The sequence below is a fragment of the Salipiger bermudensis genome (assembly GCF_017309175.1).
GTDB lineage: Bacteria > Pseudomonadota > Alphaproteobacteria > Rhodobacterales > Rhodobacteraceae > Salipiger > Salipiger bermudensis.
Genome location: NZ_JAEKJV010000003.1, coordinates 124909 through 140181, shown reverse-complemented (window position 1 = coordinate 140181; position 15273 = coordinate 124909). Strand labels below are relative to the sequence as shown.

Sequence of the window (15273 nt, the reverse complement as noted above, 5' to 3'; positions counted from 1 at the left end):
GCTTGCACGCAAAGGCTTTTCTTTTTTTCTGCGCTCGCATAGGCTTTCGCTGCAATGCTGCATGCCAGGGAGGGCACCAGGTGGCCGATACGGAAAAACCGCTGCTGATCAAGCGCTATGCCAGCCGCCGTCTCTACAACACCGAGACGAGCGACTACGTCACGCTGGAGGACATCGCGGGCTTCATTCGCGATGGGCGCGACGTGCAGATCGTCGATCTGAAATCCGGTGACGACCTGACCCGGCAATACCTGCTGCAAATCGTGGCCGAGCACGAGAGCCGCGGCGAAAGCGTGCTGCCGATCAATGTTCTCACCGATCTGGTGCGCAGCTACACCACGCAGGCCACCTCGTCGGTGCCGCAGTTCCTTGCCGCGTCGTTCGAGATGTTCCGCGAAAGTCAGTCGAAATGGGCCGAGACCGTCAACGCCAACCCGATGATGCCGAAGATCCCCGGCTTCGAGGCGATGCAGGCCCAGCAGGAGGCCTTTCTCAAGGCGATGACCGGCAACATGGGCAAGCAGTGGTCCGGCCCCGAGGCCGAAGGCGAGACGCCGGGCAAGGGTGAAGAGGAAGACCTCGACGCCATAAAGAAACAGCTGGCCGAGCTGCAGAGCAAGCTTTCCAAGATGAACAAGTGACCCGCGCGGCCCTCACGGGCCGCCGCGTGTGCGCAAAGACGGAGAACGGGCGGGGAGATCCCCGCCCGTTCTCCGTTCGTCGTGAGTGGTCTTGGTCTTGATGGGTCTCAGGTGCCGTAGGCGCGGGTCTCGCCCATCACCGCCTCGGCGGCGTTGATCAGGATATCGGCCACGCCGGCACAATCCTCGAGCGTCAGCCGCGCCGGCAGGCGGGTGTCGCAGGCGCGCTCGAGCATGGCGCGGGTCTGCGGCAGCTCGGGGATCTCGCGCAGGAACTGCCAATTCCAGAAGGCGCGGGCGTTGTCCGAGGACAGGCCGAAAACCTGCACCTTCACGCCCATCGCGGCGGCGGTTTCGGCGAAGGCGCGCATCTCCTCGCGATCCATGCCGACAAGGTTGAACTGCAGCGAATCCGGTGCGCGCTCCTCGCGCTCGAGCTTGGCCGGGACCTCGATCCACGGGCTCATCTCGATGCGTTCGGCGACGAAGTCGTGGTTGCGGCGGCCGTCTTCGACGCGGCGCGCCACATGCGGCAGCTGCGGCCGGATCACCGCAGCCGACAGGTTCGACATGCGCAGATTGTAGAGCGGCAGCTTGTTCTGCCAGCGCGCAAAGGCCTCTTCGAGGTCGGCCCGGTTGTCACCGCGCGCCATGTGCTTTTGCCAGTTGTGCTCGTAGGCACCCGACAGGATCACCGCCTGCGCCACCACATCGGCATCGTCGGTGATCAGGATGCCGCCCTCGCCGGCATTGACCAGCTTGTAGCTCTGGAACGAGAAGCAGCCGATCTTGCCGATGGTGCCGATGTTGCGCCCGCCCCAGACCGTGCCGAGGCTGTGCGCCGCGTCTTCCACCACCGGGATGCCGCGGGCGTCGCAGAGCGCCATGATCGCGTCCATGTCCGAGGTGTGGCCACGCATGTGGCTGATGATGACCGCCTGAACACCGCCGAGCTTGGCTTCGAAATCCGCCATGTCGATGCGGTAATTGTCGCCGACCTCGCAGAGCACCGGCACGCAGTCCGCGTGTACGATGGCCGAGGGCACGGCGGCGAAGGTAAAGCCCGGGATCATCACGCGCGCGTCGCGCGGCAGGCCGAGCGCCTTCAGTGAGAGGAACAGCGCCGCCGAGCAGCTCGACACCGCCAGCGCGTATTTGCTGCCCAGCATCGCGGCGAACTCGCGCTCGAGCAGCGCCACCGGCGCATCCTCGGGGGCGGTGTAGCGGAACAGGTCTCCGGATTGCAGAAGCCGGTCGATCTCGGCGCGCGCTTCCGCGGGGATCGGCTCTGCGTCGTGCATGTTGGGCAGGCTGCTCATATTTCAAAATCCTGAATGTCGTATTCTGGAAATCTTAAACATCAGTTCTGTGACAGCCAAGTGAAAACCGCCTCCCGAGGGAGGCGGTGCGGGGCAGATCCGTTGCGAAAAGGTCGCGGTTCAGAGCCCGATGCGGTCGCGCAGCGCGAACCAGGTCATCGCGAGCGTGAGCAGCGGCGTGCGGAAGGCGGGCCCGCCGGGGAAGGGCGGGACGGGCAGGGCGGCCATGGCGTCGAAGCCCTGCGACTGGCCGCGCACCGCCTCGGCCAGCAGCCGCCCGGCATGGACGGCGGTGCCGACCCCGTGGCCGGAATAGCCCGAGGCGCTGAGCACGTTGGGCGCGAGCCGCGCGAGGAACGGCAGGCGCTTCATGGTGATCCCCAGCGTGCCGCCCCAGGCGTAATCGAGCCGTACGCCGGCGAGCTGCGGGAAGATCTCCAGCATCGGCTTGCGCACCTTGGCCTTGATGTCGGCGGGGAACTTGTAACCATAGCTCTCGCCGCCGCCGAACAGCAGGCGGCCGTCATGGCTGAGCCGGAAGTAGTTCACCACGTGGCGCGAGTCGGCCACCGCGATGTCGCGGGTCAGCACCTCGGCGGTGCGCGCCCCCAGCGGCTCGGTGGCGGCGATGAAATTGTTGATCGGCATCACCCGCCGCGCCACCCGGGGCTGAAGCTTGCCGAGATAGCCGTTGCCGGCATAGATCACGTGATCGGCGCGCACCGATCCGCGCTCGCAGGTCACGACGCAGTCGGCACCTTCCTGCACCTCCGTCACGAAGCTCTGCTCGAAGATCCGCGCCCCGGCGCTCGCCGCGGCCTTGGCCAGCCCCTGCGAGAAGCGAAGCGGATGAAGATGCGCCGCCCCCATGTCGACCACGCCGCCGCAATAATCCGGTGAGGGGCAGATGGCGCGGAAGCTCTCGGCATCGTGGCGCTCGATCTCGTAGCCATAGTGCGCGCCCATGTGCTCGGCGTACTCGTGCAGATGCTGCACCTCGCCGGGGCGCGAGCCGCACCATGCGACGCCGTCGCGCAGGTGGCAGTCGATGTCGTGCTTCGCGATCAGGTCGCGCACGAGATCCTTGGCCTCCTCGCCCAGATCCCAGTACTTGCGCGCGTCCTCGCGCCCGAGCATCTCCTCGAGCGTCAGCTGGTCCTGCCGCTGCCCCGAGCCCAGCTGCCCGCCATTGCGCCCCGAGGCGCCGAACCCCACCCGATGCGCCTCGAGCAGCACCACGTCGAGCCCGGCCTCGGCCATGTGCAGCGCCGCCGAGAGCCCGGTGAATCCCGCCCCGATGATGCAGACATCGGCCCGCGCCTCGCCCTCGAGCGCCGGGAAGGCCCCGAGATCGGTCGCGGTGGCCGCATACCAGCTCTCCGGGTAGTGCCCGCGTCGGTCATTGGAAAACAGCAGGTCCACAACCCAGCCCTTCTCTTCGTCAAAAATACTCCGGGGTGAATTGGCCGAAGGCCAAGAGGGGCAGCGCCCCTTCCGCCCCCGGCAGAGCGCTCACACGTTGAGCAGCAGGTGCTCGCGCTCCCACGGGCTGATCACCGACAGGAATTCCTCGTATTCCGCCCGCTTCACGATCGAGTAGACCCGCGCGAAATCCTTGCCCATCACCTCGTGCAGCGCCTCGGCCTCGTCCCAGAGTTCCAGCGCCGAGCCCAGAACGCGCGGGATGTCTCCCTCGCCCTCGTAGGCGTCACCGCGGAACTGCTTCGACGGGCGGCGTTCTTCCATCAGCCCGAGATAGCCGCAGGCCAGCGAGGCCGCGATGCCGAGATAGGGGTTGCAATCCATCCCCGCGAGCCGGTTCTCGACCCGTCGGCTCTCAGATCCCGAGAGCGGGATGCGGATGCCGGTGGTGCGGTTGTCGCGGCCCCATTCGAGGTTGATCGGCGCGGCGTGGTCGCGCACGTATCGGCGATACGAATTGACATAGGGCGCCATCACCGCCACCGCCGCCGGCAGGTAGGTCTGCAGCCCGCCGATGAAGTGGTAGAACGCGTCGGTCTCGCCGCCCTGAGGTCCGGAGAAGATGTTGCGCCCGGTCTCGCGATCCATCACCGAGTGGTGGATATGCATCGCCGAGCCCGGCTCGTTGGCGATCGGCTTGGCCATGAAGGTGGCGAAGCAGTCATGCCGCAGCGCCGCCTCGCGGATCAGCCGCTTGAAGTAGAACACTTCGTCGGCCAGCTTCACCGGATCGCCGTGCAGCAGGTTGATCTCGAGCTGGCCGGCGCCGCCTTCCTGGGTGATGCCGTCGATCTCGAAGCCCTGCGCCTCGGCGAAATCGTAGATGTCGTCGATCACCGGACCGAACTCGTCCACCGCGGTCATCGAATAGGCCTGGCGCGCCGCGGCCGGGCGGCCCGAGCGGCCCATCATCGGTTCGATATCCTTGGCCGGGTCGAGGTTGCGGGCGACGATGAAGAACTCCATCTCCGGCGCCACGATCGGCTCCCAGCCCTGATCCTCGTAGAGCTTGACCACGCGCTTGAGCACGTTGCGCGGCGCGTATTCGATCGGATCGCCGTGCCGGTCGAAGGCGTCATGGATCACCTGCAGCGTCCAGTCCCCGGTCCAGGGCGCGGCGCTGGCGGTGGTCATGTCAGGCTTGAGGATCATGTCGCGCTCGATGAATCCCTCTTCGCCAGCGGCCTCGCCCCATTCGCCGGTGATGGTCTGGAAGAAGATCGAGTCGGGCAGGTGGAAATACGCCTGCCGGGCGAATTTCGATGCCGGCACGGCCTTGCCGCGGGCGATGCCCGGCAGATCGGAGATGATGCACTCGACTTCGTCGAGCCTGCGGCCCTCGAGATATGCGGCGGCGGATTCCGGCAGGCTGGCGGTCCATTCGGTGCTCATAGCCGCTTCTCCTTGAAGAACCGCGCGAATTGCGCACCCACGTCGCCGCTGTCGAGCGGCATCTCTAGCTTGGTCTTGGCGTCCTCGATGAGCTCGGCCGGCACCACGCCCGGGGCGCGGTGCTCGATCAGGCTGTCGACATAGTTGCGGCGGAATTCAGGGTGCGGCTGCACCGTGTAGGCGTGCCCGGGATAGAGGATCGCGGCGTTGTGGCACTTTTCCGACGAGGCCACCACCTCGGCACCGGGCGGCAGCTCGGTGACCTGGTCCTGGTGCCAGGCGTTCACCAGCCGCGTGCTGTCGGGATACTTGTAGAGCGTGGGTCCGATGACCCAGCCCCTGTCGGATTTCTCGACCTTGCCGCCAAGCGCCTGCGCGATGACCTGATGGCCGAAGCAGACCCCGATCAGCGGCTTGCCGGCGGCGTGGATCGCGCGGATCAGCTCTTCGAGCGGTGCCATCCACGGGTGATCCTCGTAGGCGCCGTGGCGCGAGCCGGTGATCAGCCAGCCATCGGCAGCGTCAGGCCCGTCGGGGAAGTCGCCGTTGACCACTTTCCAGGTCTCGAACTCGAAGCCATGCCCGTCGAGCAGGGCGTGGAATTGCGTGTCGTAATCCCCGACCTCTTCGAGGATCACGTCCGGGACGAGCCCGGGTTGCAGAATGCCGATTTTCATGAAGCACCGATATCGTTGATGGCCGGAGGGTAGTCCTGCCGCCCTTGGGCGGCAAGAGGGCCTCAGACGGTGTCGAGATAGATTTCCACCTGCTCCTGGGGCGAGAGCTCGGACATGAAATGCAGCTCCTGCCGCTTGGTCAGCAGCAGGTTGCGGATCAGCCCCTCGGGCAGGATGCGCGGCATCACCTCGCTGGCCTCGAACGCGTCCATGGCCTTTTCCCAGCTGCCCGGAATCAGCGGCAGGTCCTGCGCATAGGCGTTGCCGGTGATCGGTGCGGGCGGCTCGGTGCCGTCTTCGATGCCGTTCAGCGCTGCGCCCAGCAGGGTGGCCAGCAGCAGGTAGGGGTTCACGTCGCCGCCCGCCACGCGGTGCTCGATGCGGCGGCCCTTGGGGCTGCCGCCGGGGATGCGGATGGCCGAGGTGCGGTTCTCGTAGGCCCAGGAGATGCCGCAGGGCGCGTGGTTCTCGGGCACCAGCCGGTCGTAGCTGTTGCCGTGCGGGGCGAAGATCAGCGTGCTGTCATGCATCGCATCCATCAGCCCGCCCACCGCATGGCGCATCTTATCGGTGCCCTTGGGGCCGCCATCGTCGAAGATGTTGTTGCCGTCCTCGTCGAGCACCGAGAAATGCACGTGCATGCCGGAGCCCGGGTAATCCTCGTAGGGCTTCGCCATGAACGAGGCGGCAAAGCCGTGGCGCCGGGCGAGCCCGCGCACCAGCATCTTGAAGAACCAGGCATCGTCGGCGGCGCGCAGCGCGTCGGGCTGGTGCATGAGGTTGAGCTCGAACTGCCCGAGCCCGGCCTCCGAGATCGCCGTGTCGGCGGGGATGTCCATGTCCTCGCAGGCGTCGTAGAGATCGGTGAAGAAGATGTCGAAGGCGTCGAGCGCCCGGATCGACATCACCTCCGCCGCCTTGCGGCGTTTCTGCGAGCGCGGCGAGAGCGGCACCTGAAGCGACTTGCCGCTGTCGTCGATGAGGAAGAACTCGAGCTCGATCGCCACCACCGGCGTGAGGCCGAGCTTGCGGTAGCGCTTGAGCACCGCCGAGAGCGCGTGGCGCGGATCACCGTCGAAGGGCCGGCCGTCCTCGCGATACATCCAGATCGGCAGGAGCGCGGTGGGCGCCTCGAGCCACGGCATCGGCACGAAGCCGCGCTCGGTCGGATAGAGCACGCCGTCGCGATCGCCGGTCTCGAAGACGAGGGGGCTTTCGTCGATATCCTCGCCCCAGATGTCGAGATTGAGCACCGAGAGCGGGAAGCGGGTGCCGTCCTCGACCACCTTGTCGGCGAAGCGCGCGGGCACACGCTTGCCGCGTGGTTGTCCGTTGAGGTCGCTTGCCGCCACACGGATGGTGCGGACCTGCGGGTTCTTGCGCAGCCAGCTTTTGGGGTCGTTCATGGGTCACCGTAGAATTTGATCAAATTCTGGATAACGTGCCGCGCGGGGGGCTGGCAAGGAAAATTCCGGCGTCGTGGCGTCGCGCGGGGGGCGGGGGCCGGAAAGCTGCTCAGCGGATCGCCACAGGCAGCAGAAAGCCCACCGTCTTCCCGGCATCGCGGTCATTGCCCATCAGGTAGACCCGAAGGGTGTAATCGTCACTCGCGGGCAGAACCACGCTGGCCTTGCGGTCTTCCCTCTGGCCTAGGAAGATTGCCTCGTAGGTGGCGCCTGGCGGCATGTTGTTGAAATAGATCGTGCCGTCGCCATTGGTGCCGTCGACCGTGATGCTCGCCTCGAGCGTCTGGCCCGCCGAGGCGCCGAGCGCGTAGTCGATGACCTCCTGCCCGGTAATGGTGCCGCTGATCGTGGCGCTCGACGCGCCTGGCTCGAACGCGACGCGCGACTGTTGCTGCGCGGCGGCCGGCTCGGCGCTGAACTCGGCGGCGATGGCGAGGAAGATGGCTGTGGTGATACGTGTCGGCATGGCTGCCTCCCTCCGGTCCCGGATGCGGAGCGCCGCGCCTGTGCGGGCGCCGCCCGCAGCCCCATCCTGCACCGGGCAGGCGGATCGGCAAAGCCTTTTCGACCGGACCTCAGCGCAGCAGGTTGGGCCGGTATCTGACCTTTGAGCGGCGGGCCTGCGGCAGGTGCCGGTTGAGCCGCCGGTTGATCGCCCCGAACAGCCAGATAATCAGCAGCGTCAGCGCGATGAAATAGCCGGCGAGGATCGGGTAGGCCACGAAGGGGTTGAAGGTCTTGTCGGCGAAGTAGTTGGCATAATAAAGCGCGTCGCCGCGCTGCTGCCAGGCCGGGAAACCCGAGAAGAACACCAGCGTGGTGGCGTGGAACAGGAAGATCGCCTCGTTGGTATAGGCGGGCCAGGCCAGCCGCAGCATGGTCGGCCAGACGATGCGGCGGAAGCGCGGCCAGCCCGAGAAGCCGTAGGCGTCGGCGGCCTCGACATCGCCCTTGGGCACCGAGAGCAGCGCGCCGTAGAAGATCTCGCCACTATAGGCGGCGGTGTTGAAGAACAGCACCACCAGCGCGCCGAGCCACGCCGAGGAGAAGGGCGCGAAGATCGGCGAGACGGACTTCAGACTCAGGAACAGGAAATAGGCAAAGAAGAACTGGATGAAGAGCGGAGAGCCGCGGAACAGGAAGATGAACCATTCCGAAAGCTTGCGCGGCAGCCAGCGGGGCGAGGCCTTGCCGACCGCCAGCGCGGTGGCGAGGAAGAACCCCGAGACCAGCGCCACGATGCCGAAATAGACGTTCCAGATCATCCCCGAGCCGATCAGCACCGCCTGCTTGCACAGGGTGAAATCGTCCCGCGGCAGCAGCCGCTCGCCGATCCCCAGCGAGCGCAGCCCGTAATCGGCCACCACGTCCCAGCAGCTCATGCCCGGCCTCCCTTGCCAAAGGCCCGCATCTTCTTCTGGCCAAAAATATCCCGGGGGAGTCCGTGCTTGCACGGGCGGGGGCAGAGCCCCCAAACAGCGCTCCTCACACTCATCACGCTGCCTTTCTCTGGGCCTCGCCACCCACGGTGGCCTGGCCATGGGTCAGCCGCGTCATCAGCTTCGCCAGCGCGATCTCAGAGACCCGGGTGAACAGCAGGTAGAACACCAGCAGCCCGAGGAAGTACCACACCCGCCAGTCCGCATGCGGGTAGTCCGAGAACCGCGCCGTCTTGGCGCCGCCCAGTTCGCGGGCCCAGTAGACGATGTCCTCGACGCCCAGCAGGAACAGCAGCGGCGTGGCCTTGATCAGCACCATCCAAAGGTTCGACAGCCCGGGCAGGGCATAGACCCACATCTGCGGGATCAGGACGCGCCAGAAGGTCTGGCGGTGCGTCATGCCATAGGCCTCGGCGGTCTCGAGCTGGGCATGCGGCACCGCGCGCATGGCGCCGTAGAGCACGTTGGCGGCGAAGGCGCCGAACACGATCGAGAAGGTCAGTACCGCCAGCGAGAAGCCGTAGACCTCGTGCCAGATCTGCGGCGCGGTCGAGAGCGGCAGCTTGGCGGCGTCGCAGACGATGAAATCCGAACCCTGCCGGATCGGATCGGTCCAGTCGGGGCATTTTACCTTGTGCCGCAGGTACTCGAAGCCCTGGTCGAGCGCGATCACGAAGAACAGGAAGAACACGATGTCCGGCACGCCGCGCACCATGGCGATGTAGAGCTTGCCCAGCCAGCTCAGCGGCGCAAAGCGCGCACGGGCCGCGGCGGCGCCGGCGAAGCCGAAGCCGAGCGCCACCGGCGCCGTGATCGCGAGCAGCAGCAGCACCGTCCCGAAGGAGGTGTAGAACAGCATCAGCTTGCCGGTGGTGAAGTAGCAGGCAAACCACGCCGGGGTCGACAGGACCGAGGGGTCGGTGCAGAAGGAAAACATGCGGGTCCGGGGCTGGGGCGCCGCGACAGCGCGGCGCAGGGCGGCGGAACGGAGGTGGGAGACGCGGGCGGGCCCGCGCCTCCGGTGTCAGGTCGGGACGATCAGTAGGTGTCGGTGCCTTCGCCGAACCACTTGATCAGCAGCTCGTTGAGCGAGCCGTCTTCCTTCATCGAGGTGATCGCGGTGTCGAAGGTGTCCTTCAGCTCGCCGTCGCTCTCGCGGATGCCCATGCCGGTGCCGCGGCCGAGGGTGACGGTCTCGCCCACGAACATCAGCTCGCCGGCGGATTCCTCGACGATCGGCGTCAGGTAGTCGGTGTCGAAGAACACCGCGTCGGCTTCACCGTTGCGCAGGGCCGAGATGATCTCGTCGGCGGTGGCATACTCAAGCAGCGTCGCGCCGCTTTCCGAGATGTAGCCCGACTGCAGGGTCGAGGTCTGCGCCGCGACCACGCCGTCAAGCGGGGCGTCCTCGCTCAGCGCCACGTAGGACGAGGTCGCCGGCGGGATGTAGTCCTGGGTGAAGTCGATCACCTCTTCGCGGTCGTCGTTGATCGACATGCCGGCGATGATGGTGTCGTAGTTGCCCGAAACGAGGTTGGGGATGATCGAGTCCCACTCGTTGGTGACCCACTCGCAGGTCAGCTCGGCGCGGGCGCAAAGCTCGTCGCCGAGATCGCGTTCGAAGCCGTCGACCTCGCCGTCATCGTTGATGAAGTTGTACGGAGGGTAGGCGCCCTCGGTGCCCATGCGCACGACGTCCTGCGCCAGAGCCATCGAGGCGGTCATGGCAAGTGCGGCGGTGCCGAGAAGGATGTTCTTCATAAGTTAGCTCCCTTGGTTGGTCTCTTTGGACCCCGCCGGTCAGGCGTGGGTCGTGGATTTCAGGAATCCGCGCAGGCGCTCGGACTTTGGGGCGCCGAACAGCGTCTCCGGCGGGCCCTGTTCCTCGATCAGGCCCTGGTGCAGGAACACCACGTGATCGCTCACGTCATGGGCCATCTTCATGTCATGGGTGACGATGATCATCGTGCGGCCCTCGCCGGCGAGGTCCTTGATGACCTTGACCACCTCCTGTTCGAGCTCCGGGTCGAGCGCCGAGGTTGGCTCGTCGAAGAGCAGCGCTTCGGGTTCCATGCAGAGCGCCCGCGCGATTGCTGCGCGCTGCTGCTGGCCGCCCGAGAGCTGCGCCGGGTAGACATCGCACTTGTCGCCGATGCCGACCTTCTCGAGATAGCCGCGGGCGGCCTTTTCGACCGAGCCGCGGTCGCGCGCCAGTACGGTGACGGGGGCCTCCATGACGTTTTGCAGGATCGTCATGTGGGCCCAGAGATTGAATTGCTGGAACACCATCGACAGGTTCGTCCGGATGCGCAGCACCTGTTTGGGATCTGCGGGGCGACGGTGATGGCTCTCGCCCTTCCAGACCACGGGCTCGCCCTTGAACAGGATCTCGCCCTGCTGGCTGTCCTCGAGCAGGTTGCAGCAGCGCAGCAGCGTCGACTTGCCCGAGCCCGACGACCCGATCAGCGACACCACGTCGCCGCGATGGGCGGTCACGTCCACGCCCTTGAGCACCTCGAGGCTGCCATAGGCCTTGTGAAGGTTGCGGATCTCGATGACGGGCGTTGGATTTGGCAAGCCTGACCTCTGGCGGCGGTTTCGATCAGGGGGGAGGATGGGCGCAAACAGCCGCAGTTTGCAATGCGCAAAACGCGACCAAAGGCAGGGTTATCGCCGCGTCAATCGGCAAATGCCTCGTTTCGAGGCGCCGGTCTGCGCAAGGGCTGGGCCGCCCAATGGCTCTCAGGGTTGAGGTAAGTGGGCCCCGCTCAGCTTCCGCGTTCAACCCGCTGCCGGGCGAGGGCGGAATCGCGGTCGTTGATGCCCAGAAGGTTCGACACCAGCCGCAGCAGCGCATCCTCCTCGGCGTCGCGCACCCCGTCGGCAAGCACCACCTGCCAGAGCGCCTCGATCACGCCGATGCGGTGATCGTAATCGACCGCATCCTTGATGGCGCGGGTGAAACGCACCGTGTCGGGCGCTTCGGCCTCGAGCTGCTCGCCCTCGCTGCGCAGCTTGGCGGCCTCGAAGGGCGACAGGCCGTAACGCGCGACATTGATGCGGTCGATGCGCTGGCGCTCGCTCTCGTCATAGGTTTCGTCGGCGCGGGCGACACGCACCAGCAGCGCGGTCAGCGCCAGCCGCGCGTCGGCATCGGGAAGGGTTTGCGGGCTGGGCTCGACGAGCCGCTTGAGGAAATCTGCGAACATGGGCATGGATATAGCGCCAGTCGGGCCCGCGGGAAAGAGACGCTCTCGCCCGCGTGAGCCGAGGCCGTCAGGGGATGACGGCGCTGGCGCGGGCCTCCTCTGAATCGGTGCGCTCGAGCCCGAGGTGATCCTCGATCAGCTCGACCAGCGCTGTCTCGTCGGCATCGCTGATGCCATCGATCTCGGCCAGCTTCCACATCGCCTCGACCGCGGCACGGCGGTGCTCGTAATCGACGCCGTCGCGGATGCGGGCTGCCATCTCCTCGATGCCGGGCATCTCGAAGGCCAGCCGCTCGCATTCCGCCCGCATCTTGGCCGCCTGCAGCGGTTTGAGATGATAGGCCTCGGCGAGAATGCGGTCGATCTGCTCGACTTCCTCGAAGAGATAGGTGTGATCGGCGATCGCCACCTTCACCAGCAGCGCGCCCATGGCATGGGCGGCGTCGAGCTCGTGCAGCGGCTTTGCCGGTGCTGCGCGGTGATGAAAGAACGATTTCAGTCGCTCGAACATTGGGGGTCTCCTGCGTGGTTCCGCCAGTGTGACAGCAGTGCAGGCGTGGCAACAGAGGATTCGTCAGCCCGCGCGCAAGGGCGCCGGGTTTGTTGCGGAATGAGCGCCAAGAAACAGCTTCGAGAGCGCCTCGAGCTGCGGGTCCTGCGAGGGGCCGACCGCCAGAAGCACCTGATGCAGGCTCAGGGCAAAGCGCTGCCGGTCGCTGAGGCCCACGGCGCGCTGCAGGATCTCGGCGAAGCTGGCGCAGTCCGGCGCCACCGCCTCGACCCGTTCGCAGGCCTCGCGCATCTCCGACGCCTCGCGCGCGGTCAGGTCGTAGCACAGCGCCAGAACCGCCTCGAAGGTGGCGGGCTCGGCGAACAGGCCGGCGTGGTCGGTGCGCGACGCTCGCAGGAGCAGCGCTCCCAGCGCCAGCGGCGCATCGCCGGGATCGAACGGTGCCGCAAAGGGCGATGCGAGCCAGAATCTCAGGTTGCGTCCCAAGCTGGCCGCTCCCGAGGCTTCGTATCGGTCGGTGCAGTCGGCAGGTGTTGCATCGCGATCCTTTCTCATGGCGCGCCGTCGTAAACTGGGGCACGAACGCGCACTCGGCAATGCTTGTGATGCGACAGGGCCAGGCGCAACGGTCCGGGGTGGGCGGCAGCCTGCCGCGAGGGCAGCGGCGTGCCGCCGTATGAGCCTCCGGGTCTCATCCGCGTCGCGCCCGGTCCGGCAGGGGCCGCGCGCCCATGAGTTCGTGAAACTCGAAGCGTAGGTTGTCGATGCCGAGCCCCTCGGGATCGGCGTTCTCGACGGTGAAGCCGGCGATGTCGGGCAGGGCGCCACGGCGCAGCAGGGTCAGCGTGCCTGTATCGCGGTCGACCTGCTTGCGAAGGCTGTGGATCGGCGCGCCGGTGCGGTCGAAGAACACCAGCGTCACCGTGCCTCCCTCGCCGCCGCGGATGTCGAGCGCCAGTGCTGGCTGGTCACGGTCGAAAAGCGCCGCGATGGACCCTTCGCCCACCGCCCCGGCATCGGGGAAGCCGCGCGGCCCGTGGCCCTTGAGCACATTGTCACCCCAGAGGCTTATGGTGCCGAGATTGCTGCCATCCTCGCCCGCCAGCAGCGTCAGCGGCGGCAGAGGGCGTCCGACGAGATGATCGTGGCCGGTGTCGATCTCGAGCAACTGGCCGAGGAACCGCTCGCCGAAGCGCACGCCCTTGCCGTCGACCACGCCCGACAGCGCCCGCCCGACGCCGTAACCCGAGGGGAAGGTCTGGAAGTCGATCAGCCGGGTGAAATCGAGGCTGTCCGGCGGGACCTCGCAGATCGGGTCCTCGCAGGCGAGCGCCGGGGCGGCGCAGACAAGGCAGAAAAGGCGGGCAAGCCAGCGCATGGGGTGCAGGCTACACCCGTTCCGATATTCCGGTCAGCGTTTTTTCGCGCTTTGAAAGAGCCGGTCGAGCCGTTTTGCCTCCTCCTGCATCCCCCAGGGCGGGTTGATCACGAACATGCCCGAGCCGACCATGCGGTGGCCCTCGCGGATCGGCGGGAAGCGCAACTCGTGGCGCAGGGCCCCGGGATGGTCGCGTTCGAGCGCCGCCAGCATCGGCGCGTGCAGGTTCGAGGTCAGGATCGGATACCAGAGCGCGAGGATGCCGACGTTCCATTTCTTCGCCACCTTGGCGAGGAATTTCGGGATGCGCTCGTAATCCTGCTTTACCTCGTAGGAGGGATCGACCAGCAGCACGCCGCGGCGCGGCTCGGGCGGGCAGAGGCTCTGCGCCAGCTCGAACCCGTCCTGCTGGTGGATCGCCACGTTACGGGCGCCGAGCGCGCCAAGCAGGGCCGCGTGTTCCTGCGGGTGCAGCTCTGCAAGGTGCAGCCGGTCTTGATCGCGCAGCAGAGTGCGCGCGATCAGCGGCGAGCCGGGATAGGCGTTTGGCCCGTGGTCGGCGCGAATCCGGGCCAGCGCGCGGGCGTAGGGGTGGCTCTTGGGCAGTGCGGCGGCCAGCACGCCGATCCCCTGTTCTGCCTCGCCGGTCTTCACCGCCTCGGCGGCAGAGAGATCGTAGAGCCCGCGCCCGGCATGAGTCTCGATATAGCTGAGCGGCTTGTCCTTCTGGGTGAGGTAGTCGAGCATCCACGCCATCAGAGCGTGCTTCTGCACATCGGCAAGGTTTCCGGCGTGGTAAAGGTGCTGGTAGGACAGCATGGTCGTTCCTTGGTCCAGTGACGCCGCAGCGGGATCGTCGCGTGCGTAAGGTCTGTCCGACGGCTCGCGTCGGGGGTTCGACCTGTCCATACGTGCTTTCGGCGCCACTGTCGCCCCGGCTCTTTGTTTGGCGTCATGGCGTTTGCAGGGCTGTCGCCGGGCACGGGTCTGGCTCCGGTCCGATACGGGCCTGTTTTCGTCGCCTCAAATGGCATTCCATATTTTCGAGAGGCTCGGTCTCGGGTATAAAATCGGCAACAGACCAGCGAGGTATGCCGGCCCGTGACCGTGCTCTTGATGAACCCCAATTCCTGCCGCGAGACGACGCAGACCATGTGCCGCATCGCCGGCGGCGTGCTGGGCGATGTGCCGTCTGGCTGGACCGCAGACGCGGGGCCCCGGCTCCTCACCAGCCCCGAGGCGCTGGACGCGGCGGCGGCTTGCGTTGCCACGGTGCGTGTCCCGGCTGATGCGCAAGCCGTCATCGTCGCGGCGTTCGGCGATCCGGGGGCGGGTGCGTTGCAGCGCCGGATCCCGGTGCCGGTGATCGGCATCGGTGCCGCGGCCGCCCGCGCCTGCGGGCGTGCCGGTGCGCGCTTCGCCGTCGCCACGACAACGCCGGCGCTTCGGGGGCGGATCGACTCTCTCATGGCTGCGGGTCGCGGCGGGTATCTCGGGTGTTTTCTGGCAGAAGGAGACCCGGTGGAGCTGATGGCCAGCGAAGACTCGCTCGACCGGGGGCTTCTCGCCGCGGTCGAACGCGCGGCCTTGGCCGGGGCCGAGCGGGTGATCATCGGCGGCGGCCCGCTGGGGGCGGCCGCGGAGCGGCTGTCGCAGGTCAGCCCGGTGCGGCTGGTGAACCCGTTACGCGCCGCCGCCGAAGAGGTTCTGGGCCGTCTGGCGGCAGCGCAGACGGCCCACATGGCGTGAGAGGCGGGAC

Annotated in this window: 17 protein-coding genes; 2 read left to right on the top strand and 15 right to left on the bottom strand. The window is 66.9% G+C overall.

The window, feature by feature from the left end:
• The first annotated feature begins 80 nt into the window (after positions 1–80).
• Positions 81–641, top strand: a complete 561-nt coding sequence (gene phaR, locus JF542_RS05505) for a polyhydroxyalkanoate synthesis repressor PhaR (protein WP_007802906.1) — start codon at positions 81–83, stop codon at positions 639–641.
• Positions 642–748: 107 nt separating this feature from the next.
• Here phaR and JF542_RS05500 read toward each other — a convergent pair whose 3' ends face one another.
• The 15 genes from JF542_RS05500 to JF542_RS05430 form a co-directional block, all read right to left on the bottom strand.
• Positions 749–1960, bottom strand: coding sequence for a DegT/DnrJ/EryC1/StrS family aminotransferase (locus JF542_RS05500; RefSeq protein WP_207075045.1), 1212 nt, complete (start codon positions 1958–1960; stop codon positions 749–751).
• A gap of 120 nt (positions 1961–2080) precedes the next feature.
• Entirely contained in the window at positions 2081–3382 is a 1302-nt protein-coding gene (locus tag JF542_RS05495) for an FAD-dependent oxidoreductase (RefSeq protein ID WP_207075044.1), read from the bottom strand.
• 90 nt (positions 3383–3472) lie between these two features.
• Positions 3473–4834 (bottom strand): glutamine synthetase family protein, encoded by a 1362-nt coding sequence (locus JF542_RS05490; protein ID WP_007802912.1) that lies wholly within the window; start codon positions 4832–4834, stop codon positions 3473–3475.
• Positions 4831–5511: a type 1 glutamine amidotransferase gene (locus JF542_RS05485; protein ID WP_207075043.1), complete on the bottom strand. Its 681-nt coding sequence runs from the start codon at positions 5509–5511 to the stop codon at positions 4831–4833. The genes JF542_RS05490 and JF542_RS05485 overlap by 4 nt, the downstream gene beginning before the upstream one ends.
• Positions 5512–5573: 62 nt before the next feature.
• On the bottom strand, positions 5574–6917 hold the full coding sequence (locus JF542_RS05480; RefSeq protein WP_007802916.1) for a glutamine synthetase family protein: 1344 nt from the start codon (positions 6915–6917) through the stop codon (positions 5574–5576).
• Between the two features lie 109 nt (positions 6918–7026).
• Positions 7027–7443 carry a hypothetical protein gene (locus tag JF542_RS05475; protein ID WP_207075042.1) on the bottom strand — a complete coding sequence of 139 codons (417 nt, stop codon included), beginning with the start codon at positions 7441–7443 and terminating at the stop codon, positions 7027–7029.
• Positions 7444–7552: 109 nt separating this feature from the next.
• Positions 7553–8359: an ABC transporter permease gene (locus JF542_RS05470; RefSeq protein WP_207075041.1), complete on the bottom strand. Its 807-nt coding sequence runs from the start codon at positions 8357–8359 to the stop codon at positions 7553–7555.
• Between the two features lie 112 nt (positions 8360–8471).
• Positions 8472–9353: an ABC transporter permease gene (locus JF542_RS05465; protein ID WP_207075040.1), complete on the bottom strand. Its 882-nt coding sequence runs from the start codon at positions 9351–9353 to the stop codon at positions 8472–8474.
• 101 nt (positions 9354–9454) lie between these two features.
• Positions 9455–10177: a transporter substrate-binding domain-containing protein gene (locus JF542_RS05460; protein WP_207075039.1), complete on the bottom strand. Its 723-nt coding sequence runs from the start codon at positions 10175–10177 to the stop codon at positions 9455–9457.
• Between the two features lie 39 nt (positions 10178–10216).
• The gene (locus JF542_RS05455; protein WP_007802924.1) at positions 10217–10993 is read right to left on the bottom strand and encodes an ABC transporter ATP-binding protein; all 777 of its coding nucleotides are present in this window, start codon (positions 10991–10993) and stop codon (positions 10217–10219) included.
• A gap of 191 nt (positions 10994–11184) precedes the next feature.
• A complete protein-coding gene (locus JF542_RS05450) occupies positions 11185–11625 on the bottom strand; it encodes a tellurite resistance TerB family protein (RefSeq protein ID WP_207075202.1) in 441 nt (146 codons plus the stop codon).
• Positions 11626–11692: 67 nt separating this feature from the next.
• Positions 11693–12136 (bottom strand): tellurite resistance TerB family protein, encoded by a 444-nt coding sequence (locus JF542_RS05445; RefSeq protein WP_007802926.1) that lies wholly within the window; start codon positions 12134–12136, stop codon positions 11693–11695.
• A gap of 63 nt (positions 12137–12199) precedes the next feature.
• Positions 12200–12622 (bottom strand): tellurite resistance TerB family protein, encoded by a 423-nt coding sequence (locus JF542_RS05440; RefSeq protein WP_207075038.1) that lies wholly within the window; start codon positions 12620–12622, stop codon positions 12200–12202.
• Between the two features lie 205 nt (positions 12623–12827).
• On the bottom strand, positions 12828–13514 hold the full coding sequence (locus JF542_RS05435) for a hypothetical protein (RefSeq protein WP_007802928.1): 687 nt from the start codon (positions 13512–13514) through the stop codon (positions 12828–12830).
• Between the two features lie 33 nt (positions 13515–13547).
• Positions 13548–14333: a 23S rRNA (adenine(2030)-N(6))-methyltransferase RlmJ gene (locus JF542_RS05430; protein WP_207075037.1), complete on the bottom strand. Its 786-nt coding sequence runs from the start codon at positions 14331–14333 to the stop codon at positions 13548–13550.
• A gap of 282 nt (positions 14334–14615) precedes the next feature.
• Here JF542_RS05430 and JF542_RS05425 point away from each other — a divergent pair, with 282 nt between their 5' ends.
• Positions 14616–15263 carry an aspartate/glutamate racemase family protein gene (locus JF542_RS05425; RefSeq protein WP_340689141.1) on the top strand — a complete coding sequence of 216 codons (648 nt, stop codon included), beginning with the start codon at positions 14616–14618 and terminating at the stop codon, positions 15261–15263.
• The last annotated feature ends 10 nt before the right edge of the window (positions 15264–15273 follow it).

What these genes read in the sequence shown, in the direction of transcription:
- JF542_RS05430 (WP_207075037.1), bottom strand. Translation starts at nt 14,333, where the DNA reads ATGCTGTCCTACCAGCACCTTTACCACGCCGGAAACCTTGCCGATGTG.
- JF542_RS05475 (WP_207075042.1), bottom strand. Translation starts at nt 7,443, where the DNA reads ATGCCGACACGTATCACCACAGCCATCTTCCTCGCCATCGCCGCCGAG.
- JF542_RS05450 (WP_207075202.1), bottom strand. Translation starts at nt 11,625, where the DNA reads ATGTTCGCAGATTTCCTCAAGCGGCTCGTCGAGCCCAGCCCGCAAACC.
- JF542_RS05485 (WP_207075043.1), bottom strand. Translation starts at nt 5,511, where the DNA reads ATGAAAATCGGCATTCTGCAACCCGGGCTCGTCCCGGACGTGATCCTC.
- JF542_RS05470 (WP_207075041.1), bottom strand. Translation starts at nt 8,359, where the DNA reads ATGAGCTGCTGGGACGTGGTGGCCGATTACGGGCTGCGCTCGCTGGGG.
- JF542_RS05490 (WP_007802912.1), bottom strand. Translation starts at nt 4,834, where the DNA reads ATGAGCACCGAATGGACCGCCAGCCTGCCGGAATCCGCCGCCGCATAT.
- JF542_RS05500 (WP_207075045.1), bottom strand. Translation starts at nt 1,960, where the DNA reads ATGAGCAGCCTGCCCAACATGCACGACGCAGAGCCGATCCCCGCGGAA.
- JF542_RS05435 (WP_007802928.1), bottom strand. Translation starts at nt 13,514, where the DNA reads ATGCGCTGGCTTGCCCGCCTTTTCTGCCTTGTCTGCGCCGCCCCGGCG.
- JF542_RS05445 (WP_007802926.1), bottom strand. Translation starts at nt 12,136, where the DNA reads ATGTTCGAGCGACTGAAATCGTTCTTTCATCACCGCGCAGCACCGGCA.
- JF542_RS05480 (WP_007802916.1), bottom strand. Translation starts at nt 6,917, where the DNA reads ATGAACGACCCCAAAAGCTGGCTGCGCAAGAACCCGCAGGTCCGCACC.
- JF542_RS05460 (WP_207075039.1), bottom strand. Translation starts at nt 10,177, where the DNA reads ATGAAGAACATCCTTCTCGGCACCGCCGCACTTGCCATGACCGCCTCG.
- JF542_RS05465 (WP_207075040.1), bottom strand. Translation starts at nt 9,353, where the DNA reads ATGTTTTCCTTCTGCACCGACCCCTCGGTCCTGTCGACCCCGGCGTGG.